This is a genomic window from Gordonia sp. NPDC003422 (assembly GCF_053588675.1).
In genome coordinates, this window is sequence record NZ_JBSFQL010000018.1 from 89,195 (window position 1) to 107,267 (window position 18,073).

The 18,073-nt window shown below is 66.4% G+C and carries 18 protein-coding genes; 6 read left to right on the forward strand and 12 right to left on the reverse strand.

What is annotated here, in order from left to right; all coding sequences use genetic code 11:
* Nucleotides 1-7 precede the first annotated feature (7 nt).
* The 7 genes from pcaC to ACWDTF_RS16265 all read right to left on the reverse strand — a co-directional run bounded on the left by pcaC (nucleotide 8) and on the right by ACWDTF_RS16265 (nucleotide 6,143).
* Complete coding sequence (gene pcaC / locus ACWDTF_RS16235) at nucleotides 8-385, reverse strand: 4-carboxymuconolactone decarboxylase (protein WP_355273656.1); 378 nt, start codon at nucleotides 383-385, stop codon at nucleotides 8-10.
* Entirely contained in the window at nucleotides 382-1,584 is a 1,203-nt protein-coding gene (pcaB, locus tag ACWDTF_RS16240) for a 3-carboxy-cis,cis-muconate cycloisomerase (protein WP_449754663.1), read from the reverse strand. The genes pcaC and pcaB overlap by 4 nt, the downstream gene beginning before the upstream one ends.
* Complete coding sequence (gene pcaG, locus ACWDTF_RS16245; protein WP_355273650.1) at nucleotides 1,581-2,135, reverse strand: protocatechuate 3,4-dioxygenase subunit alpha; 555 nt, start codon at nucleotides 2,133-2,135, stop codon at nucleotides 1,581-1,583. The genes pcaB and pcaG overlap by 4 nt, the downstream gene beginning before the upstream one ends.
* A gap of 7 nt (nucleotides 2,136-2,142) precedes the next feature.
* Complete coding sequence (pcaH, locus tag ACWDTF_RS16250) at nucleotides 2,143-2,922, reverse strand: protocatechuate 3,4-dioxygenase subunit beta (protein WP_240860892.1); 780 nt, start codon at nucleotides 2,920-2,922, stop codon at nucleotides 2,143-2,145.
* Nucleotides 2,923-2,958: 36 nt separating this feature from the next.
* Nucleotides 2,959-4,305: an MFS transporter gene (locus ACWDTF_RS16255; protein WP_355273647.1), complete on the reverse strand. Its 1,347-nt coding sequence runs from the start codon at nucleotides 4,303-4,305 to the stop codon at nucleotides 2,959-2,961.
* 34 nt (nucleotides 4,306-4,339) lie between these two features.
* Nucleotides 4,340-5,209 carry a shikimate dehydrogenase gene (locus tag ACWDTF_RS16260; RefSeq protein ID WP_355273644.1) on the reverse strand — a complete coding sequence of 290 codons (870 nt, stop codon included), beginning with the start codon at nucleotides 5,207-5,209 and terminating at the stop codon, nucleotides 4,340-4,342.
* 289 nt (nucleotides 5,210-5,498) lie between these two features.
* A complete protein-coding gene (locus tag ACWDTF_RS16265; protein ID WP_240860898.1) occupies nucleotides 5,499-6,143 on the reverse strand; it encodes a TetR/AcrR family transcriptional regulator in 645 nt (214 codons plus the stop codon).
* A 78-nt stretch (nucleotides 6,144-6,221) separates the two neighbouring features.
* Here ACWDTF_RS16265 and ACWDTF_RS16270 point away from each other — a divergent pair, with 78 nt between their 5' ends.
* A complete protein-coding gene (locus ACWDTF_RS16270; RefSeq protein WP_355273641.1) occupies nucleotides 6,222-8,009 on the forward strand; it encodes a bifunctional sugar phosphate isomerase/epimerase/4-hydroxyphenylpyruvate dioxygenase family protein in 1,788 nt (595 codons plus the stop codon).
* Between the two features lie 224 nt (nucleotides 8,010-8,233).
* Entirely contained in the window at nucleotides 8,234-8,671 is a 438-nt protein-coding gene (locus ACWDTF_RS16275; RefSeq protein ID WP_355273639.1) for a PPOX class F420-dependent oxidoreductase, read from the forward strand.
* 7 nt (nucleotides 8,672-8,678) lie between these two features.
* Here ACWDTF_RS16275 and ACWDTF_RS16280 read toward each other — a convergent pair whose 3' ends face one another.
* The 3 genes from ACWDTF_RS16280 to ACWDTF_RS16290 all read right to left on the reverse strand — a co-directional run bounded on the left by ACWDTF_RS16280 (nucleotide 8,679) and on the right by ACWDTF_RS16290 (nucleotide 11,063).
* Nucleotides 8,679-9,593 carry a hypothetical protein gene (locus ACWDTF_RS16280; RefSeq protein ID WP_240860904.1) on the reverse strand — a complete coding sequence of 305 codons (915 nt, stop codon included), beginning with the start codon at nucleotides 9,591-9,593 and terminating at the stop codon, nucleotides 8,679-8,681.
* Nucleotides 9,594-9,684: 91 nt separating this feature from the next.
* Nucleotides 9,685-10,869 (reverse strand): NAD(P)/FAD-dependent oxidoreductase, encoded by a 1,185-nt coding sequence (locus tag ACWDTF_RS16285; RefSeq protein WP_240860906.1) that lies wholly within the window; start codon nucleotides 10,867-10,869, stop codon nucleotides 9,685-9,687.
* Nucleotides 10,869-11,063, reverse strand: a complete 195-nt coding sequence (locus ACWDTF_RS16290) for a ferredoxin (RefSeq protein WP_240860909.1) — start codon at nucleotides 11,061-11,063, stop codon at nucleotides 10,869-10,871. The genes ACWDTF_RS16285 and ACWDTF_RS16290 overlap by 1 nt, the downstream gene beginning before the upstream one ends.
* Nucleotides 11,064-11,204: 141 nt before the next feature.
* On the opposite strand from ACWDTF_RS16290, the gene ACWDTF_RS16295 reads away from it, so the two are divergent.
* The gene (locus ACWDTF_RS16295) at nucleotides 11,205-12,395 is read left to right on the forward strand and encodes a PucR family transcriptional regulator (RefSeq protein ID WP_240860911.1); all 1,191 of its coding nucleotides are present in this window, start codon (nucleotides 11,205-11,207) and stop codon (nucleotides 12,393-12,395) included.
* On the opposite strand, the gene ACWDTF_RS16300 is transcribed toward ACWDTF_RS16295, so the two are convergent.
* A complete protein-coding gene (locus ACWDTF_RS16300) occupies nucleotides 12,371-13,804 on the reverse strand; it encodes a fatty acid desaturase (protein ID WP_355273634.1) in 1,434 nt (477 codons plus the stop codon). The genes ACWDTF_RS16295 and ACWDTF_RS16300 overlap by 25 nt on opposite strands.
* Nucleotides 13,805-13,963: 159 nt before the next feature.
* Here ACWDTF_RS16300 and ACWDTF_RS16305 point away from each other — a divergent pair, with 159 nt between their 5' ends.
* The gene (locus ACWDTF_RS16305; protein ID WP_355273631.1) at nucleotides 13,964-14,743 is read left to right on the forward strand and encodes an alpha/beta fold hydrolase; all 780 of its coding nucleotides are present in this window, start codon (nucleotides 13,964-13,966) and stop codon (nucleotides 14,741-14,743) included.
* A 51-nt stretch (nucleotides 14,744-14,794) separates the two neighbouring features.
* Entirely contained in the window at nucleotides 14,795-15,628 is an 834-nt protein-coding gene (locus ACWDTF_RS16310; RefSeq protein WP_355273629.1) for an SDR family NAD(P)-dependent oxidoreductase, read from the forward strand.
* 8 nt (nucleotides 15,629-15,636) lie between these two features.
* Here the strand turns inward: ACWDTF_RS16310 and ACWDTF_RS16315 are convergent, their stop codons facing one another.
* Nucleotides 15,637-16,812, reverse strand: a complete 1,176-nt coding sequence (locus tag ACWDTF_RS16315; protein WP_355273626.1) for an MFS transporter — start codon at nucleotides 16,810-16,812, stop codon at nucleotides 15,637-15,639.
* 140 nt (nucleotides 16,813-16,952) lie between these two features.
* Here ACWDTF_RS16315 and ACWDTF_RS16320 point away from each other — a divergent pair, with 140 nt between their 5' ends.
* Nucleotides 16,953-18,005 (forward strand): alpha/beta hydrolase, encoded by a 1,053-nt coding sequence (locus ACWDTF_RS16320; RefSeq protein WP_240860919.1) that lies wholly within the window; start codon nucleotides 16,953-16,955, stop codon nucleotides 18,003-18,005.
* Nucleotides 18,006-18,073 lie beyond the last annotated feature (68 nt).

The following is an 18,073-nucleotide window of genomic DNA, read 5'->3' on the forward strand; positions in this document are numbered from 1 at the left end:
CCGGCCCTCAGCTCTCGGCCAGCACTCCCGAAGCGATCCGGAATGCCGAATTGGCATCGGGCACACCGCAATAGATGGCGCTTTGCAGGATGACCTCCTTGATCTCGTCTGGGGTCAGTCCATTGCGCAGCGCAGCGCGCACGTGCATCGCGAACTCCTCATGGTGACCGCGGGCGATGAGCGCCGTGAGGGTGATCATCGACCGCGCTTTGCGATCCAGACCGGGACGCGTCCAGATCTCGCCCCACGCGTAGCGGGTGATGAGGTTCTGGAAGTCCTCGGTGAACTCCGTGGTGCCGGCCACGGCGCGGTCGACGTGGTTGTCGCCGAGCACTTCCCGGCGAACCGACATACCGGCGTCGTAGGTGGATTCGGTTGTGGTCACGACGACTCCTTCAGGTGGTGGCGGGCGCGTTCGAGGATGGTGTCGATCTGATGGTCGACGGCGCCGAGATAGGTCGACGCGGGGGTACGATCCGCGAGCTCGGCCATGGTGCACTGCTCGGCGAGAATTCCTTGTGCTGCTTCGAGATTGGATCGCGATCGGTCGGTGTCGACGCGCAGCCCGACGAGGAGGTCGATGGTCTGCCCGGCAGCGACGACTGTGCGTCGGGCCAGGGTGCGTAATGTGGACCACTCGACATGCCAGCCGCCGTCGGAGCGCTCATCGACGCTACTCGCCGACGCGGTGTGCAGCGTCGCGCCCAGGGCAGGCGCCGCGAGCGCCGCGCGGCGGATCAGTACGGAGAGCATGGGATTGGACTTGTGCGGCATGGTCGACGACCCGCCGCCGGCACCTTCCGTCAATTCGCCTATCTCGCCGCGACTCCCGGCAAGCACGTCGTTGGCGATGTGACCCCAGATGTCGGTGCATTCGACCAGGGCATCGCCGGCCCGGGTGATCGGCGCGCGCGTGGTGTGCCAGGGCAGTGCGCGCGCCAGACCGAGTCGATCGGCGAGGGCATCGGACAGTGCGACCGCCGCGTCGGGGGATCCGGTCAGCTCGGTGGTGGCGGCCAAGGTCCCTGCTGCGCCGCCCATCTGCACCGGAAGAGGCGGCAGAGAACGCAGGGTCGACGCCGCGTCGAGCACCCCCGACAACCACACCGCGAACTTCTTCCCGGCGGTACTCGGGAGCGCGGGCTGGGTGAGGGTGTGGGCGAGCATCGGCGCATCGCGATACTTCTCGACGAGCCCGACCAGGACGCGAATCTGTTCGTCGACGTCCCGGGAAACCCGGGCGACGGCATCGCGCAGACACAACATCAATGCGGTGTCGACGACGTCCTGGCTGGTGAGTCCGCGGTGAATCCATTGTGCGGCAGCACCTTGCGTGCGTTCCCTCAGCAGTGCGACGAGGCCGGTCACCGGATTCCCGTCGCGTTCGGCTCCTGCCGCGAGTCGCTCGTTGTCATCGGCGCCGACGAGGCCCGTCAGGTCGATCGCCGCGTCATCGGGCGCGACACCGCCGTCGACCAGGCAGCCCAGCCACGCATCCTCCACGGTGACAAGAGCATCCACGAACGCCGCGTCGGACATGAGGCTGCCGGCACGATGGTCGCCGGGCCAGAACAGGTCGGTCATATTCCCGGGTAGGCGAGGAAGACGGTCTCGTCGTCGCCCTGGAGTCGGATGTCGAAGCGGAGGCCCTGCTCGTCGCGCTCGGCGATGAGAGTGTGGCGCCGATCGGCGGGGACGGATTGCAGCAGCCGGTCGGTCTCCAACGCGGGACCTGGAACGTAGGCGCGGGTGAACAGTCGGTTCAGCAACCCGCGGCCGAAGACCGTCACCATGATGAACGCCGCGTGGTCGGGCCGTACGGGGCCGGGTTCGACTGTGGTGAAGGAGAAGTCGCCCGCGTCGTCGGTTGGTCCGCGTCCCCAGCCGGTGAAGGTCCATCCGTCGCGCTTGAGCGATCCCGGTTCGCGGGAGATGGTCCCGTCGGCGTCGGCCTGCCAGATCTCCAGCATCACGTCGGGGACGGGTGTTCCGTCGCCGTCGGTGACGGTGCCGTGGAAGCGAATGGCGCCGGGCGAGCGTGGCGGCACCAGCTCGTCACCGCCGTCGAACGGTAGGGCGTAGCCGTAGAAGGGGCCGATCGTCTGGCCGGGGGTCGGGGTCAGCAGGGTGCTCATCGTTTCCTCACTCGTCCTCGAAGACGGTCCGGTTGGTACCGGAAAGGGCGATGTCCCAGCGGTATCCGGTGCTCCACTCGTGGGTGGCGACGTCGTGGTCGTAGGTCGCGACGAGGCGGTCGCGTGCCTTCTGGTCGGTGATCGACTGATAGATCGGGTCGAGTGCGAACAGCGGATCGCCCGGAAAGTACATCTGGGTGATCATCCGCTGCGTGAATTCCGTTCCGAACAACGAGAAGTGGATGTGCGCGGGCCGCCAGGCGTTGTTGTGATTCTTCCATGGGTAAGGCCCGGGCTTGATGGTCGTGAACTTGTACCAGCCGTCGTCGTCGGTGAGGCAGCGGCCGACACCGGTGAAGTTGGGATCGATGGGGGCGTGGTGCTGGTCGCGCTTGTGGACATACCGGCCGGCAGCGTTGGCCTGCCACACCTCGACGAGCTGGTTGCGCACCGGGCGGCCGTTGCCGTCGAGCACACGTCCGGTCACGATGAGTCGCTCGCCGATCGGATCGCCGTTGTGCTGGATCGTCAGGTCCGCCTCGAGCGGGTGCACGTCGCGGGCGCCGAACGCCGGGGTCCACAGTTCGACGTCCTCGGGATCGGCGTGGTGCAGATCCTTGGTGGGATGGCGCAGCAGGCTGCTGCGGTAGGGCGGATAGTCGAGCCGGGGCTGGGTCTCCTCGATCCCACCGTGCTGGTAGGCGGTCTCGATCGCGGCGATCTCCGCGTTGATCTGATTCTGGGTGGCCGACGCGCTGTCGGGATCGGTGTTGATGATCGTGGTCATGAGGGTGTCACTCCTGAGTGGCTGTGCGAGTGAATGTCAGTGATGGACAAGCTCTTTGGCGTTGTCCGACGAGGGGGTACGGCCGAGCTGTTCGGTGGGCACGTCCTTGGTCTCCCGGGCGGTCAGCGCGGCGCCGGCAGCGATCGCGCAGATCACGGCGGTGAAGATGCTGATGACGGTCCAGCCGCCTTCGCGAACACCGCCGAGGGCGGTCACGATCGTCGGCGCGAAACCGGCCATCAGGAAACCGAGCTGGGTGCCGATCGCCATACCGGAGAAGCGCACCTCGGTGGAGAACATCTCGCCGTAGAACGACGGCCACACGGCGTTCGCGGCGGCGTATCCGAAGGAGAAGGTCGCGATCGCCAGGGCGAAGGTTATGACGTGGTTGTCCTGGCTCATCGACAGCATGTAGAAGGGCATCAGGACGGCCGAGGCGACGGCGCCGTAGATGAAGACCGGCTTGCGTCCGATGCGGTCGGCGAGCTTGCCGAAAGCGGGCTGAGTGAACAGGGCGCCGATGTTGGCGACGACGATCAGCCACAGGGTGAGGTCGGCGTCGAGTCCGACCTTCTTGCCATAGGCGAGGGCCAGATTCGCGAAAACTGTTGAGACAGCGGCGATGAAGGCGCACAGGATGACGCGCAGGACGCTGCGCCACTGTTCACGCATCAGCGGGACGAGCGGCATCTTGGCGATGGTGCCGGCTTCCTTTGCCTCGGTGAACTGCGGGGTTTCGTGCAACTGGCGACGGATGAAGTAGGCGACCACGACGACCACGGCGGACAGCCAGAACGGGACACGCCAGCCCCAGGAGTACTTCGCGTCGTCGGGCAGGGCCATGAACGGGATGAGGATCAGCGAGGCGAGGATCAGGCCACCCTGGGTTCCGGTGAGGGTCCACGAGGTGAAGAACGCGCGCTGATGGTCGGGGGAGTGTTCCAGGGTCAGAGAACTGGCGCCGGCCTGCTCGCCTGCGGCGGAGAAGCCCTGCATCAGCCGACACAGGACCAGGAGTCCGGGTGCGAGCCATCCGATGGTGCCGAAGGTCGGCAGGCAGCCGATGATGAAGGTCGACAGACCCATCAGGACCAGGGTGAACATGAGGACGCGCTGCCGTCCGATGCGGTCACCGAAGTGGCCGAGCACTACCGCGCCGATCGGTCGGGCGATGTAGGCGAAGCCGAACGTCATGAACGACATGACCAGGGCGGCGTCGTTGTCCGACGGGAAGAAGACGTGCGGGAAGATGAGCGCCGCGGCGGAGCCGAAGAGGAAGAAGTCGTAGTACTCGACGGCGCTGCCCATGAAACTGGCCAGCGCGGCGCGCTTGGGAGTGCGCACAGGAATGTCTTCCGTGTGTGCGTGGTCGATGGTGGTCATGAGGTGAACTCCTCGGGGGTGATTCTGCTCTGGTTCAGGACGGGTTTGCGACGAGTTCGCGGAAGTGGCGGGACATGCGGGCGGCGTCCGGGGCTGTCCCGGTGATCAGGGCAAAGGCGTCGACGGCCTGGTGAACGGCCATATGGCCTCCGTCGAGAGTGCGGCAGCCGGCCCTACGGGCTGCCTGCAGAAGTGCGGTGTCGAGGGGTCGGTAGACGATGTCGGCGACCCACAGTCCGGGGTGCAGCAGCGCGGCGTCGAAGGCGATGCCGGGATGCTCGGCCATGCCGGTGGGGGTGGCGTGCACGACGCCGGTCGACTCGGGGAGGAGAACCGAGAGCTTGTCGAACGAGGATGCCTCGATGCGGGCGGTCGGGTAGCGCGTGCCCAGTTCGTGGGCCAGCTCGCTGGCGCGGTCGACGTTCATGTCGACGATGGTGAGGTGGGCGGCCCCGAGTCGGGCGAGGGCGTCGGCGACGGCGGTTCCGGCGCCGCCCGCGCCCACGAGGACAACGTCGGCGAGGTCGGCGCCGGGCAGCCCCTCGGTGAATCCGTGTGCGAATCCCGTTGTGTCGGTGTTGTATCCGATGGTGCCGTGGTCGGTGAAGCGGACCGTGTTGACCGCGCCGAGGGTGGCGGCGACCGGATCGATCTCGTCGAGGTGCTCCAGCACGAGCTGCTTGCAGGGATGCGTGACGTTCACGGCGTCGAACCCGAGCGTCCGTGCCCAGGCGAGGACCTCGCCGACCCGGGTGGGCTCGATCGCGAGGGTGTCGAGGTCGATGGTGCGGTAGACGTAGTCGAACCCCTTGGCCCGACCCTCGGCCATGTGCATCGCCGGGGTCAGCGAGGGTCCGACGCCGGTGCCGATGAGACCGACGAGGAAGCTTGGGCGGTGGTTCATGGTGACTCTCCGTAATGTACGAACTAGTACGTTCGCAATTGAGTAGAGCATTGTGACCCGGGTCGCGTCAAGACTTTGGTGTGATCGGTATCGCGTTTACCGCCGGCTGGGGTCCGCCTCCCGCCGGCTGAGGTGTGAGGAGCGCAAGCGACGAGCCTCGAAGCCCCTGGTGAGACGACATTGTTGTCTCACCGGCGCCCTTCGAGGCTCGCAGGCTCGCACCTCAGGGGGCGGTGGGGATCGCCTCGGGGAGCGGTGGGTTCACCGAGGGAGCGTAGTCGTACTCGGGTCAGTTCTTGCTGGTCAGCCAGCCGACCACGACGTCGCCGATCATGCGGCGCAGGTGGGCGCGCTGGGAGACTTCAGTGAGGTCGACGTCGAAGAGGTAGCCGAAGGTGTACTGGTTGGCGACCTGGAATACGCAGTACGAGCTGATCACGAGGTGGACGTCGAGGGCGGTCGCGTCGTCGCGGAACACGCCGGTCTTGCGGCCGTCGATCAGGATCTCGTCGAGCAGTGATGTCGCCGGCGCGGAGAGGCCGGGGAGGTCGGCGAGTTTGCGGATGAATTCGCCGCGATGGATGTTCTCGATCGACACCAGTCGGATGAACGCGTCGTGCGCGATGTGGTGGTCGAAGGTGACCTCGGCCAGGCGTCGGATCGCTTCGACGGGGTCGCGGTGGTCGACGGTGAGCTTCTGTTCGGCCGACCGGATACCGCGGTAGGCGTTCTCGAGAACGGCCAGGTAGAGGCCCTCTTTGCCGCCGAAATAGTAGTAGATCATCCGCTTGGTGGTGCGGGTGCGTTCGGCGATCTCGTCGACGCGGGCGCCGGAGTAGCCGGATTCGGCGAACACCTCGGTGGCAACGGTCAGCAGCTCCGCACGCGTCCGTTCGGCGTCGCGCTGGAGTTCGGCTTTCGGCTTGGCTGCCACGATCGGCAGCTTACCCAGCCCGGTGCGAAAACCTGCGCAACCCTTGTTCGGTAATGAACCAATTGGTACATTCGTGTGATGAAGACCTCGATCGCCACCGTTTCGATCTCCGGATCACTGGTCGAGAAGCTGCACGCGTGCGCGTCGGCCGGCTTCGACGGTGTGGAGATCTTCGAACCCGACCTGATCTCCAGCGACCACTCGCCCGAGGAGATCCGCGCGCTCGCGGCGCGCCTCGGACTCACCCTGTACCTCTACCAGCCGCTTCGTGACCTCGAAGGAGTCGACGACGACGTCTTCGCCGACAACCTCCGACGCGCCGAGGCGACCTTCGTGACGGCGCAGCGCCTCGGCATCGACACCATCCTGGTGTGCAGCAACGTCGCGACCGCGACCATCGACTCCGACGAGGTCTCCGCCTCCCAACTCCGACGCCTCGGCGACGTTGCCGCCGGATACGGCATCCGCATCGCATTCGAGGCGCTCGCGTGGGGCAGGTACATCGACGACTATCGCCGTAGTTGGCGGGTCGTCGAACTCGCCGATCACCGCAGCGTCGGACTCTGCCTCGACAGCTTCCATGTGCTGTCCCGCGGCCACGACCCCGCGGCGATCGCGACGATCCCCGGTGACAAGATCTTCTTCCTCCAGCTCGCCGACGCACCCGCGCTGTCGATGGATGTGCTCTCCTGGAGTCGCCATCATCGGCTGTTCCCGGGCGAGGGTGCGTTCGATCTCGCGCGCTTCGTCGGGCACGTGCTGACCGCCGGCTACGACGGTCCGCTCTCGCTGGAGGTCTTCAACGACACCTTCCGCCAGACCGATCCGGCGCGCACCGCGATCCACGCGCTGCGATCGCTGCTCTGGTTGCAGGACGAGCTGAATCTCCTCGACATCGCGGATACCAAGCCGCCCAGCGGGTTCGACTTCGTCGAGATCAAGGCCGAGGACACCAGCGAGGTGGAGGTGCTGCTCGGCCAACTCGGGTTCACCGCCCGCGGCCGACACCGTAGCAAGCCGGTCTCCCTGTGGACCGCCGGCGACGCGCGGGTGGTGCTCAACGAACAGCAGGCGCGCGACGAACAGCCGCATGTGGCGGCGATCGGACTTCAGGTGCCCGACGCCGAGGCGCTGTCGGAGCGTGCCGCCGGCCTGATGGCGCCGACTGCGTACCGGCGCACCTACGCCTCGGAGCAGAGTTTCGGCGCAACCCGGGCGCCCGACGGCACGGAGTTCTTCTGGGTCGACCAACCGCCGACAGGCGTGCCGTCCTGGGTCGACGAATTCCGCGACGGCCGCACCGAGATGCCCGGAGAGGTCACCTCCATCGACCACGTGAACCTCACCCAGACGTGGCAGACCGCGCAGGACACCACGCTGTTCCTGAGTAGCGTCTTCGGGCTGAGCGCCGACGCGCCCACCGAGGTGCCCGGACCCGCCGGTTTGGTGCGCAGTCAGGTGATGCGCACCCTCGACGGTGGGGTCCGGCTTCCGCTCAACGTCGCACCTCATGTGCTCGACGGCGCCGTGATGCCGCAGCACGTCGCGTTCGGGTGCCGTGACGTCGTCGGACTTGCTCGCGCCGCCCGGTCGGCCGGGTTGGAGTTCTTGCCGGTTCCCGACAACTACTACGACTACCTCCGTGGGCGATTCGGTCTCGAGGACGGCATCGTCGACGAACTGCAATCGCTGGATCTGCTCTACGATCGCGGACCGGGGCCGTGTGGTGGCCACTTCATCCACTTCTACACGCGCACAATCGGTTCCGTATTCTTCGAGTTCGTCCAGCGATTCGACCACTACGACGGCTACGGCGTCGACAACGCGCCGGTGCGTCTTGCGGCGCAGCAGGGCAGCCGGAACTGAGCCGATGTCCGTGGAAGGTGACCTGGGTCGGTAGTTCCCCTACTTTTTGTGCGGACCAGGACGGACGGCGACCCTCGTCCGAGTGCTCGTCGGCGTGTCGCGAACCCAGAAGCCGCGTGTCTGGTCAGAAACCCGATGCGCACCAGAGGTTTCCGACCGCAGATGCGGTTTCTGGCGACGAGTGCGGTGGAAAGCAATTTACCGCGCGTGACGTTGCACCGATCATGACCACAGCCGAGTTCGACCCCGCACTTGTCCGCATCGTCGCCGACCACCGCGAATCCATCTTGATCACGCTTCGACGCGACGGTCGTCCGCAGTCGTCGAACGTCATTCACTCCTGGGATGACGAGTCGGCGTCGGCGCTGGTGTCGGTGACCGCGACACGCGCAAAATCCCGCAACGTCGAACGCGATCCACGTGTCAGCCTGCACGTTCTCGGCGACGGATTCTTCGCCGGCTACGCGGTTGCCGAGGGACTCGGTGAACTCACGCCGGCTGCGGCCGACCCGCACGACGCCACGGTCGACGCCCTCGTAGACCTCTATCGATCGCTCAGCGGCGAGCATCCCGACTGGGACGACTACCGGCAGGCGATGGTCCGCGACCAGCGGCAATTGCTGCGGATCCGCGTCGAACGCATCTACGGAATGTCGCGCTGATCGAGCGTCAGGACCGGGACGGTTCCTGCGAGCGCGCGTCCCGGATCAGCCCGCGCAGTTCGTCGAGCTGTGCCTTTGCGCCCTGGTAGTAGGGCTTGGGCAGCGGCAGCGTGTCGGTGCGGGTCCACGGGTTGTGGTCTGGTGCGTAGCGCGCTGCCGGCCAGAACCCATCGTGCTCCGGCTCGGCATCCTCGGCGGTATGTACCTGGAGCAGACCGGTGAGAGCGCCGCACCGGTAGTCGATGCCGGTGATCTCGCCGAGCGGGAACTCGCCGACCTGAACGTCCGACGACGAGATGTTGCGGTCCTTCTTCAGTACGACGACACGGTCGTCGTACGCTGCCAACTGGCCGGACCGGCCACAGTTGAGCAGCAGCCACGGATGCTCGTCGCCCGGTGCGTGGGCTTCGATCGCGGTCCATTGGGCATCGGTGACCGGCTCGCCGAAGACGGCGACATGCTGCCGGTCGACGAGGCGCTGCGACTCGGCCTGTCGGGCGAGTTCTGCCGCGCGCCGTAGTCCGTCGATTCCGGCGGCTGCCGCGGGATCGATGCCGTTGTCGCGGAGGGTGTCGAGGAAATAGGCGAGGAACTTCGCCTCTGTCTTCTCGAACGTGCCGAACACCTCGGGACCGTGCGGCGTGTGGACCGTCAGGGTCGGCACCAGCCGATCGGAGGTGAGGTCGTACCCTTCGATCTCATCGGCGCACACTGACACGGCGATCACATCCTCGCCGGGTTCGGCGGCGGTGTTGAAGCCCAGGACACGCGCGTTGGTGATCGCGACACCCTCGGTCGTGGGCCGCAGGCGACGGGCCGAAGCCAGCGCGACGATGCGTTCGCCGTCGACGAGGTGGGGAGCCAGACGCTGTCGCCAGTGCGTGGCCCGTAGTGCGGGAATCTCGGTGCTCAATTTGGCCATGTTGTCCATTTTACGCGAGGCGACCGGACGACGCAGATCAGATGAATGCCCGATTATCCTCAAAGATGTTGAATTGCACCGTGTTTGGATGTCATCCGAAAGTCGGGACCTTGGTCCTCACCTGTGTGGCGAGGTGACGACGCAGTCGCGCGATCTGGCCTGGACTGTCGATTCCGACTGCACCGACAACTTCGGACCCGTCCCGGTACTCGAAGTACCCGTCGTCGACGGCGATCTCCTCGATCGAGTCCTCGGCCGTCGAACCGGTCCGTCCGACCATCTGGATGCGGTGGCCGTACCAGGTGGACCATGCGAACGGAACACCGGAGTAGATCTCCTGTGCCCCAGCGGCATTGGCCCCAGCGATGTAACCGGTGTCGACGGCGGTCGTCCAGTGTCCGGCGGGGTGGCCGGCCAGAGACGCGACGTCGCCCGCCGCGAAGACGCCCGATGCCGACGTGGACATGTCGCGGCCGCATCGCACGCCCCGCCCGGCCGGGTCCAGGTCGATCTCGGCGCCACCGAGCCAGTCGGTGGTGGGGGTGGACCCGACGGCGACGATGACGGCATCGGTCTCCAACCGTTCACCGGAGGTCAGCGAGACGGAACGAATGACGTTGTCCTGCATATCCATCTGCGTGATCTCGGTACCGAGAACCGTGCGGACACCGGCACTGCGGTGCAATTCGACGAGCGCAGCGGCCGCCAGTGGACCAGTGCACCGCGCGAGTGGGCGGTGCGAGGCATTCACGATCGTCACGTCCGTACCGCGGGACACCGCTGCCGAGGCGATCTCGGCGCCGATGAATCCCGCCCCGAACACCACCAACTGCCGAACGGAGTCCAGTGTGGTGCGCACTCGGATCGCGTCGTCGTAGGTGCGGAGGTGACGGGCATTGTCCAAGGTGCCGACGTCGAGTCCGGAGGTCGGATCGCGGAGTACTCGGGGAGTCGATCCGGTCGCGATGACGAGCGCGTCGTAGTCGACGTCTCCGTGGTCGGTTCGGAGGACTCTATCGCCGATGCCGATTCCGGTTGCCGCACAACCGGTCCGCAGATCGATGCCCAGGGCATCCCAGGTCTGCGTGCTGCGAAGTCGCTGCGGCTCGGGCAGGTCGTCGGAGTTCAGGACGGCCTTGGACAGCGGCGGACGGTCGTATGGTGCGTGGACCTCGTCGCCGATCATGACGATCTCGCCGGTCCATCCGTGTGCGCGTGCACCCTCCGCTGCGCGAACACCGGCCAGTGAAGCGCCGACGATGGCCAGTCGGCGCATCAGTCGACGATCCGCAGCGCCGACATCGGGCACGAGTCGACGGCGGCCCGGACGTAGTCGCGATCGCCGTCGGGGACCTCCGGCGTCACCAGGTCGACGAGACCGTCGTCGCCGATCTGGAAGTACTCGTGGGCCTGCGTTTCGCACATACCGATGCCCTCGCAGGCCGGTCGATCGACGTGGACGGTGCTCATGGTGCTCTCCTCCGAATTGGGCTGTGAACTGTGTGTGACTGTCATTCTGACTGGCCTGAGAGAGGGTTTCACTGGCCTTTCGCGCGAATCGGCCCGCTGGTTCTTGTGAAAAATCACAAGCTGTTGTGCAAGGCTTCCACCATGTCGGAACTGGGTGGATGGCTTGAAGAGTTCGAAGCGACGCAGCGTGACCCCGCAGCGGTCGAGGAGTGGGTCACCCGTACCGCCGACGTCATCTTCGCCGGCGTCGATCTTCCGGAAGACCTGCACGATGTGGTGCGTCAGGCCATTGCGGAGCACTGGTTGGCCTTCCTCGGCGGAATCACCGTCAGCGCGGCCGGAACCGATGATCTCGTGCCGGCCGCGCACACCCTGGCGGTGCGGGTCGCGCGAGGTCACCTCGGACTCCCGGTGTTGCTGAAGATCTACCAGGCCGCACAGGAGGCGGCGTGGGATTTCGCCGTCGAGGTGGTTCGCGGTGCCCCGGCGGAACTCGATCACGAAGCCCTACTGGTGTGGTTCTGGAGCAAGGCGACGAGGTGGTTCGGATCGTCGGTCGAGTTGTCGGTGGCGGTGTTCTCCGACGAGGTGGAGCGGATTCGACGTCGTGGCGACGCCCGCCGATATGAACTGGTCGCCGAAGTCCTGGCGGGCCGCAGCGTGGGACCCGCCGAACTCTCCGCGGAACTCGGGGGACACCCCGTCAACGGTGTCGCTCACGTGGCGGTCATCGCCCATGCGGTGGACGCCGACTCTATCGAGCGGCTCGAGCCGGCGGTGACCGCACTGGCAGCCGGACGGCGGGGCGCCCGCACGGTCGTCGTGCGTCCGGGCGGGCGGGAGCTGTGGGCCTGGTTCACGATCCGCGGTGACGCTCAACCACCGCTCGACGAGGGACTCATCGATCCGCGCGTCATGCGGGTCACCGTGGGGGGTCCGGCTCTGGGCTACGACGGATTCATCTGGGCGCACCGTGACGCCCGGACGGCCCAGCGCGTCGCACTTGCGCCGCACCGCGATGAGGGCGTCACCCGATACTCCGATGTTGCGGCGCTCACCATGTTGGCACTCGATCACCCTGCCGCCGAACGATTCTCGCGATCAGTCCTCGGCGAGCTCGCGGAATCCGGCAACGAACACCTGCATGAGACCATCAGGGAGGTGTTGACGTCGTCCAAGACCGCCGATCTCGTGGCGAAAGATCTTGGAGTGCACAAGAACACCGTGCGCTACCGGACTCAGCAAGCCGAACGCCTGCTCGGACGGCCACTGACCGAACGAGCAGGCGATCTTCTTCTCGCGCTGGACTACTTCGACGCCTTCCTCAGGTGAGCCTCCTCGTCCGCATACGTCATCGGGACGAAGTCGACCTTTTCCCGAACCCCGCAGTCCGGGCAGCACCAGTCGTCCGGGATGTCGCGCCACTCGGTCCCGGCTGCGAAGCCTTCGAGTTCGTTGCCGGACGCGACGTCGTACACATAGTCGCAGCCAGGGCAGCTGGCCGCGCGCACGCCGTCGTCGAACGTGTTGCGGGTCGAGTCGACGATGTCGAACACGGTTTCGGTTGTCGGGGTGGGGAATTGCCGGAGAAGACGGTCGAGCTTGCCCGGTGCGACATTCGCGAGCCGGACGTCGCCGTCGAAGTGCGCTGCGACGCGCTTGTCCATCACCCGTCGCCAGAGCGGCGGGAACAGTGCGAGCACGATCATCCCCGCATAGCCGGTCGGCAGCGTTGGCGACTCCTTGTAATCGCGCAACGTCTGATAGCGGCGCGTCGGGTTGGCGTGATGGTCACTGTGGCGTTGCAGGTGGTAGAGGAGCACGTTGGTGGCGATGTTGTTCGAGTTCCATGAGTGCATCGGCAACACACGCTCGTAGCGTCCACTGTCGGTGCGCTGCCGGAGCATTCCGTAGTGCTCGAGGTAGTTCACGATCTCCAGCAGCGAGAAGCCGGCCACTGCCTGCAAGAGGATGTAGGGAAGGATGCCGACGCCCAGCCAGGCGATCAGCGCACCCCAGAGCACCAGGGTCATCAACCACGCGTTGAGCACGTCGTTGCCGATGTGAAAAGGATGGGTTCCTTTGCGTCGGTACCGCTTTGCCTCGATCTCCCACGCGCTGCGCAGCGATCCGGTGACGGTACGGAGCCAGAAGCGGTACAGGTTCTCGCCGAGCCGCGACGACGCCGGATCCTCCGGGGTGGCCACCCGGACGTGGTGGCCACGATTGTGCTCGATGTAGAAGTGGCCGTAGAAGCTCTGGGCCAGAGCGATCTTCGACAACCAGCGCTCGTGGCTCTCCTTCTTGTGGCCGAGTTCGTGCGCGGTGTTGATACCGATACCGCCGATGAAGCCGAGAGTCATTGCCAGCCCGACCTTGTCGATGACGGGCCACCCCTGGGTGGCGATGAGGTACATCGACACGATGAAGCCGGCGTACTGGATCGGCAGGAACGCGAAGGTGATGTAGCGGTAGTACTTGTCGTTCTCGAGTTCCTCGATCACGTCATCGGGTGGGTTGGTGGGATCGAAGCCGGTGAGGAAGTCGATGGTCGGGACGATGACGAGCACCATGATCGGGCCGACCCAGAGGAACACGCTCCATCCGGTCAGTTCGTATCCCCCGATGGCCATGAACGCGAATGACGGCACGATCAGGCCGATGAGCCAGAGATAGCGCTTCCTGTCGCGCCATCGCGCGGTCGAAGTATCGGCTACGGTGCCGGTGGCCTCCAATGCCATGGTGGGTACCTCCTGAATCGGGCTGGAATCGAAGTGTGTTGTCAGAATGACCCCATCTGGAGCCCTCGACACCGTGGTCGTGCACCGAAAATCGATCGTGGATTGTGAATATTCACAATCGCCTCGAACTGGCGGGGCTGCGACGCATACGCTGGGCCGATGAGTGCGACCGTCGCGGAGTACACGACCATTTCCCATCCCGAACCCGACACGCGCGTCTGGCATGAGGTCCACGGAGAAGGGCCGCCGGTCGTCTTGCTGCACGGCGCGTTCTCCGGTGCGTCGTCGTGGGGAGCGCAGGTTCCCGCGCTGGTCGACGCGGGGTGGCAGGTGTTCTGTCCGGAGCGCCACGGCCACGGACACAGCCCCGACGTGACCGAAGAGTTCCACTATGCCGACATGGCCACCGAGACCATCGCCTATCTCGACGAGGTGGTCGGTGGTCCGGCGCAGATCGTTGGTTGGAGCGATGGGGCCGTGGTGGGAGCGCTCGTCGCCCTGGCGCGTCCCGACCTGGTGCGCGGCCTGGTGCTCGTCGGTCAGTACTACAACAGCGCGGGCCGTGCGCCTGGGGGAATCCTGGATGCCCTGCAATCCGGCGATCCCGATCTGCTGGCCTTCTTCAAGGCCGAGTACGCCGATGAATCACCCGACGGCGCAGACCATTTCGAGGTCGTTTTCGACAAGACCATGGCGATGATCACCGCCGAGCCGGAGATCGACCTCGGCGAGCTCTCGGCGATCGCCTGCCCGACGCTGGTGATGCAGGGCGACAAGGACGAGGTCACCCTCGACCACGGCCGTGAGGTCGCGGCGGCGATCCCCGACGCGCGGTTGTGCGTGATCCCCGGATCGCATCTCATCCCGATCGAGGCCGCACCCCAGGTCAATGCGGCAATCCTCGATTTTCTCGGCGACCCGGCTACTGCGCAGGGTTGACGGCGTAGCGTGGCGGAGGGGAAGTCAACGACGAACGGACCAGGAGACCGCGTGCCCGAAACCACCAGAACCATCGTCCTCACCGGTGCGAGCGACGGAATCGGGGCGGTCGCGGCGCGCAAGCTCGCCGGACCCGGAACCGACCTGATCCTCGTCGGTCGGTCCGCGAACAAGCTGGCGCCGATCGCATCGGAGACCGGCGCGCGATCGTTCACCGCGGACTTCTCCGAACTTGCGCAGGTGCGTGAGTTGGCCGACAGCATCGCGTCGGCCGTCGACTCGATCGACGTGCTGATGAACAACGCCGGCGGCACGTTCGACCCCAAGGACCGCACCGCCGACGGGCACGAGCCCAACTTCCAGATCGACCACCTGGCACCGTTTCTGCTGACGAACTTGCTCCGCGAGCGGCTGGCCGCTGCGGGGTCGTCGTTGGTGCTCAACACCTCCAGTGTCGGCAATCTCGCCGGCAGCATCGACCTCGACGACCTCGACTTCGAGAAGCGACGTGCCTTCGGGTTGCGTGCCTACGGCACGGCGAAGCTGATGAACATCCTGTTCACCCGTGGCATCGCCGAGCGGTGGTCCGACGACAAGATCTATTCGGCAGCAGTACATCCCGGCCCCGCAGCGACCAGCTTCGGCCGCGACTCGAAGTTCATCGGCCTCGCCTATCGTTCACCGCTGACGCGATTCGTGACGATCACTCCCGACCAGGGCGCGGCACCGCTGATCGAACTCGCACAGCGTGGCGCCGACCCGACGATCAACGGGGTGTACTTCAGTCGGCACAAGGCCAACGGGCTGCAGAATCCGCAGGCCCGCAACGAATCCCTGATCGATGGTCTGTGGCAGCGCTCTGCCGAGTTGGTGGGAGTCGCCTGAGGAGACCGTCACTGCCCGTCGCGTGGCGGAGTCGCGGTCGACGACAGAGCGGCCAGCGCCAGAGCGGCCACCAGCACGGCTCCCATGGCGGCGAACACGACGGCCGAACGGGTGGCCGCAATGAGTGCACCGCCCGCGAGCCCCGCCTGCTGCGCCGTCCCGAGCGCGGCGGCGCGGGCGACGGATCGTTCGGTTGCCGTCGCCAGCGTTGCGTGATTGGCGAGCGGGAAGACTACGCCGATGCCGAGACCAACCGGAATCGTGATGGCCAGCAACGTAATAGGCGTCAGTGTGACGACCGCGAACAGGACACAGCCCGCGGCAAGGAGTACGGTCCCCACCGCCAGTAGACGGCCGACTGCCCGAGCCGGGCTCACGGCGCCGACCACGGCCGCACCCAGTGCTGCCGCGCCGTTGAGCGGAAGGAAGCCGAGACCCGCGCTGGTCGGCGTCCAACCGAAATCCTGCTGCAGTACGAAACTCGCCGTGATCACCGTGGCCGCCAACACCGCATTGCCGCCGACGGTCGCGGAGAACGTCCAGGCGGTCAGCGGATCGACGTGGTCTCGATGAGGTTCCACATGTTGTTCGGGCTCGCTCCGAACCGTGCGTCGCGCGGCCATCACCCACCCGCCCGCGCAGACGAGTGCGGCGGCGGCGATGGCCCAATAGCACCAGCGCCACGAGTGGGTCGCCAACGGGGCGACCACGAGAAGCGCTGTGACAGAACCCGAGCCGGAGATCAGCGAGAAGACCGCGAACGCGCGAACTCTGCGCCGATACCCGCGTGTCACGAGGTGGAGCGACGCGAGTACGCCGGTGGTGACGACGGCACCCGCCACCCCCTGGGCTGCGCGGGAGGCGACGAGATCGGTGAGGGTTTGTGCGCGAGCGGCCGATCCCGCTGTGACTGCGAACGCGAGTGTCGCGGGTGCCACGACGATACGAGGGTCCGCCCACCGCAGCAACACACCGGCCAGTGGGAGCGTGCAGACGAACGCCGCGGCGAAGGGTGTCACGAGGACGTGCCGGGCTTCGCCGCCGAGCCCGAGCTCGTCGGCCACGGCGGGGCCGAGCAGCGACACGACGGTCTCGTCGACGATGATGACGAACTGGGTGAATGCCAGTACGAGCACCGCGACTCTCGGCGTTCGGTGTCCCGTCGATCCGCCGGACGTCGTCATGTCACCTCCTGGCATGCGGCCACAATGCCTTTCGCCGCGGACGATTCGTGTGCTTACTATGGCAGAGCCCGGCGGGGGACATGGGGCGCGTGCCGAACCGGAAGGCCGTCGTGAACTCTCGACATCGCTCAGGAAATCGTTTGATCACCGCACTCTGTGCGGCGCTGGTGGTCGTCGCCGGGTCGGTACTCGCTGACAGTGGCGCACAAGCCGGCGCAGACACCCTGCACGGCATCCGATATGCCCACGCCACCGCGGGTGTCCCTTACCGTGAGACACCGATCGGAGGCCGCATCGTTCTCGCGTCCGTGTGGTCGGCGTCGATGCAGACGCAGGTGCCCGTGCTGATCGGGCGTCCGGCCCGGCCCGGCCCGTCGACTCCGGTGATGTACCTGCTCAGCGGGTCGACGGGTGGCGAGGACAACGACGACTGGACGCATGCGACCGACGCCAACGCGTTCTACGCCGGTAAGAATGTCTGGACGCTCACCCCGGTGGGCGGTGCGGCGAGCTACTACGCGAACTGGCGGCATGTCGACCCGGCCGCGAACTTCCGCTTCGGTGTGCGCACGTCGCGTCCGCTGCGCTGGGAAACCTTTCTGACCGGCGAACTCCCGGCTGCCTTCGCGCGGGCACATGGCAACTCGGGACCCCGTGGCATCGCCGGGATCTCGATGTCGGGTCAGTCCGTCATCCGGCTCGCCGAGAATCACCCCGGCTTCTACCGCGCGGTGGGCGCCTACTCGGGGTGCGCGGAGACCGCGTCGCCGCAGGGGCAGCTGATCCTGCGCACCGTCGCCTTCGTGCCCGGTGGTGCCGACGCGAGCAATCTGTACGGCCCGCCGGGAGATCCCCAGTGGGTGGCACAGGACCCGGTGATCAACGCGTACAAGCTCGCCCGCCGCACTCCTGCGCTGTGGATCAGCGCCGCCACCGGGTTGCCCGGCGCGCACGACAACCTCGGTGACCGCACCATCGCCGGCAATGCCGGTCGACTCGCCGAACAGGTGACCATCGGCGGGCTCGACGAGGCGGCGGCGCGCTACTGCACCGTCAACTTGGCTCGACGACTGTCGGCCCTGCACATACCCGCCACCGTGCGACTGCCCGCCACCGGAACCCACTCGTGGGGCTACTGGCAGGATCAGATGCACCGGTCGTGGCCGATGTTTGCTCGGGCTTTTGGGCGCTGACCAGGTTTTTCAGCGGGGATTCAACTGGCGGCCGATACCGTCTGACATGGTGTGGGGCGATCAGAACG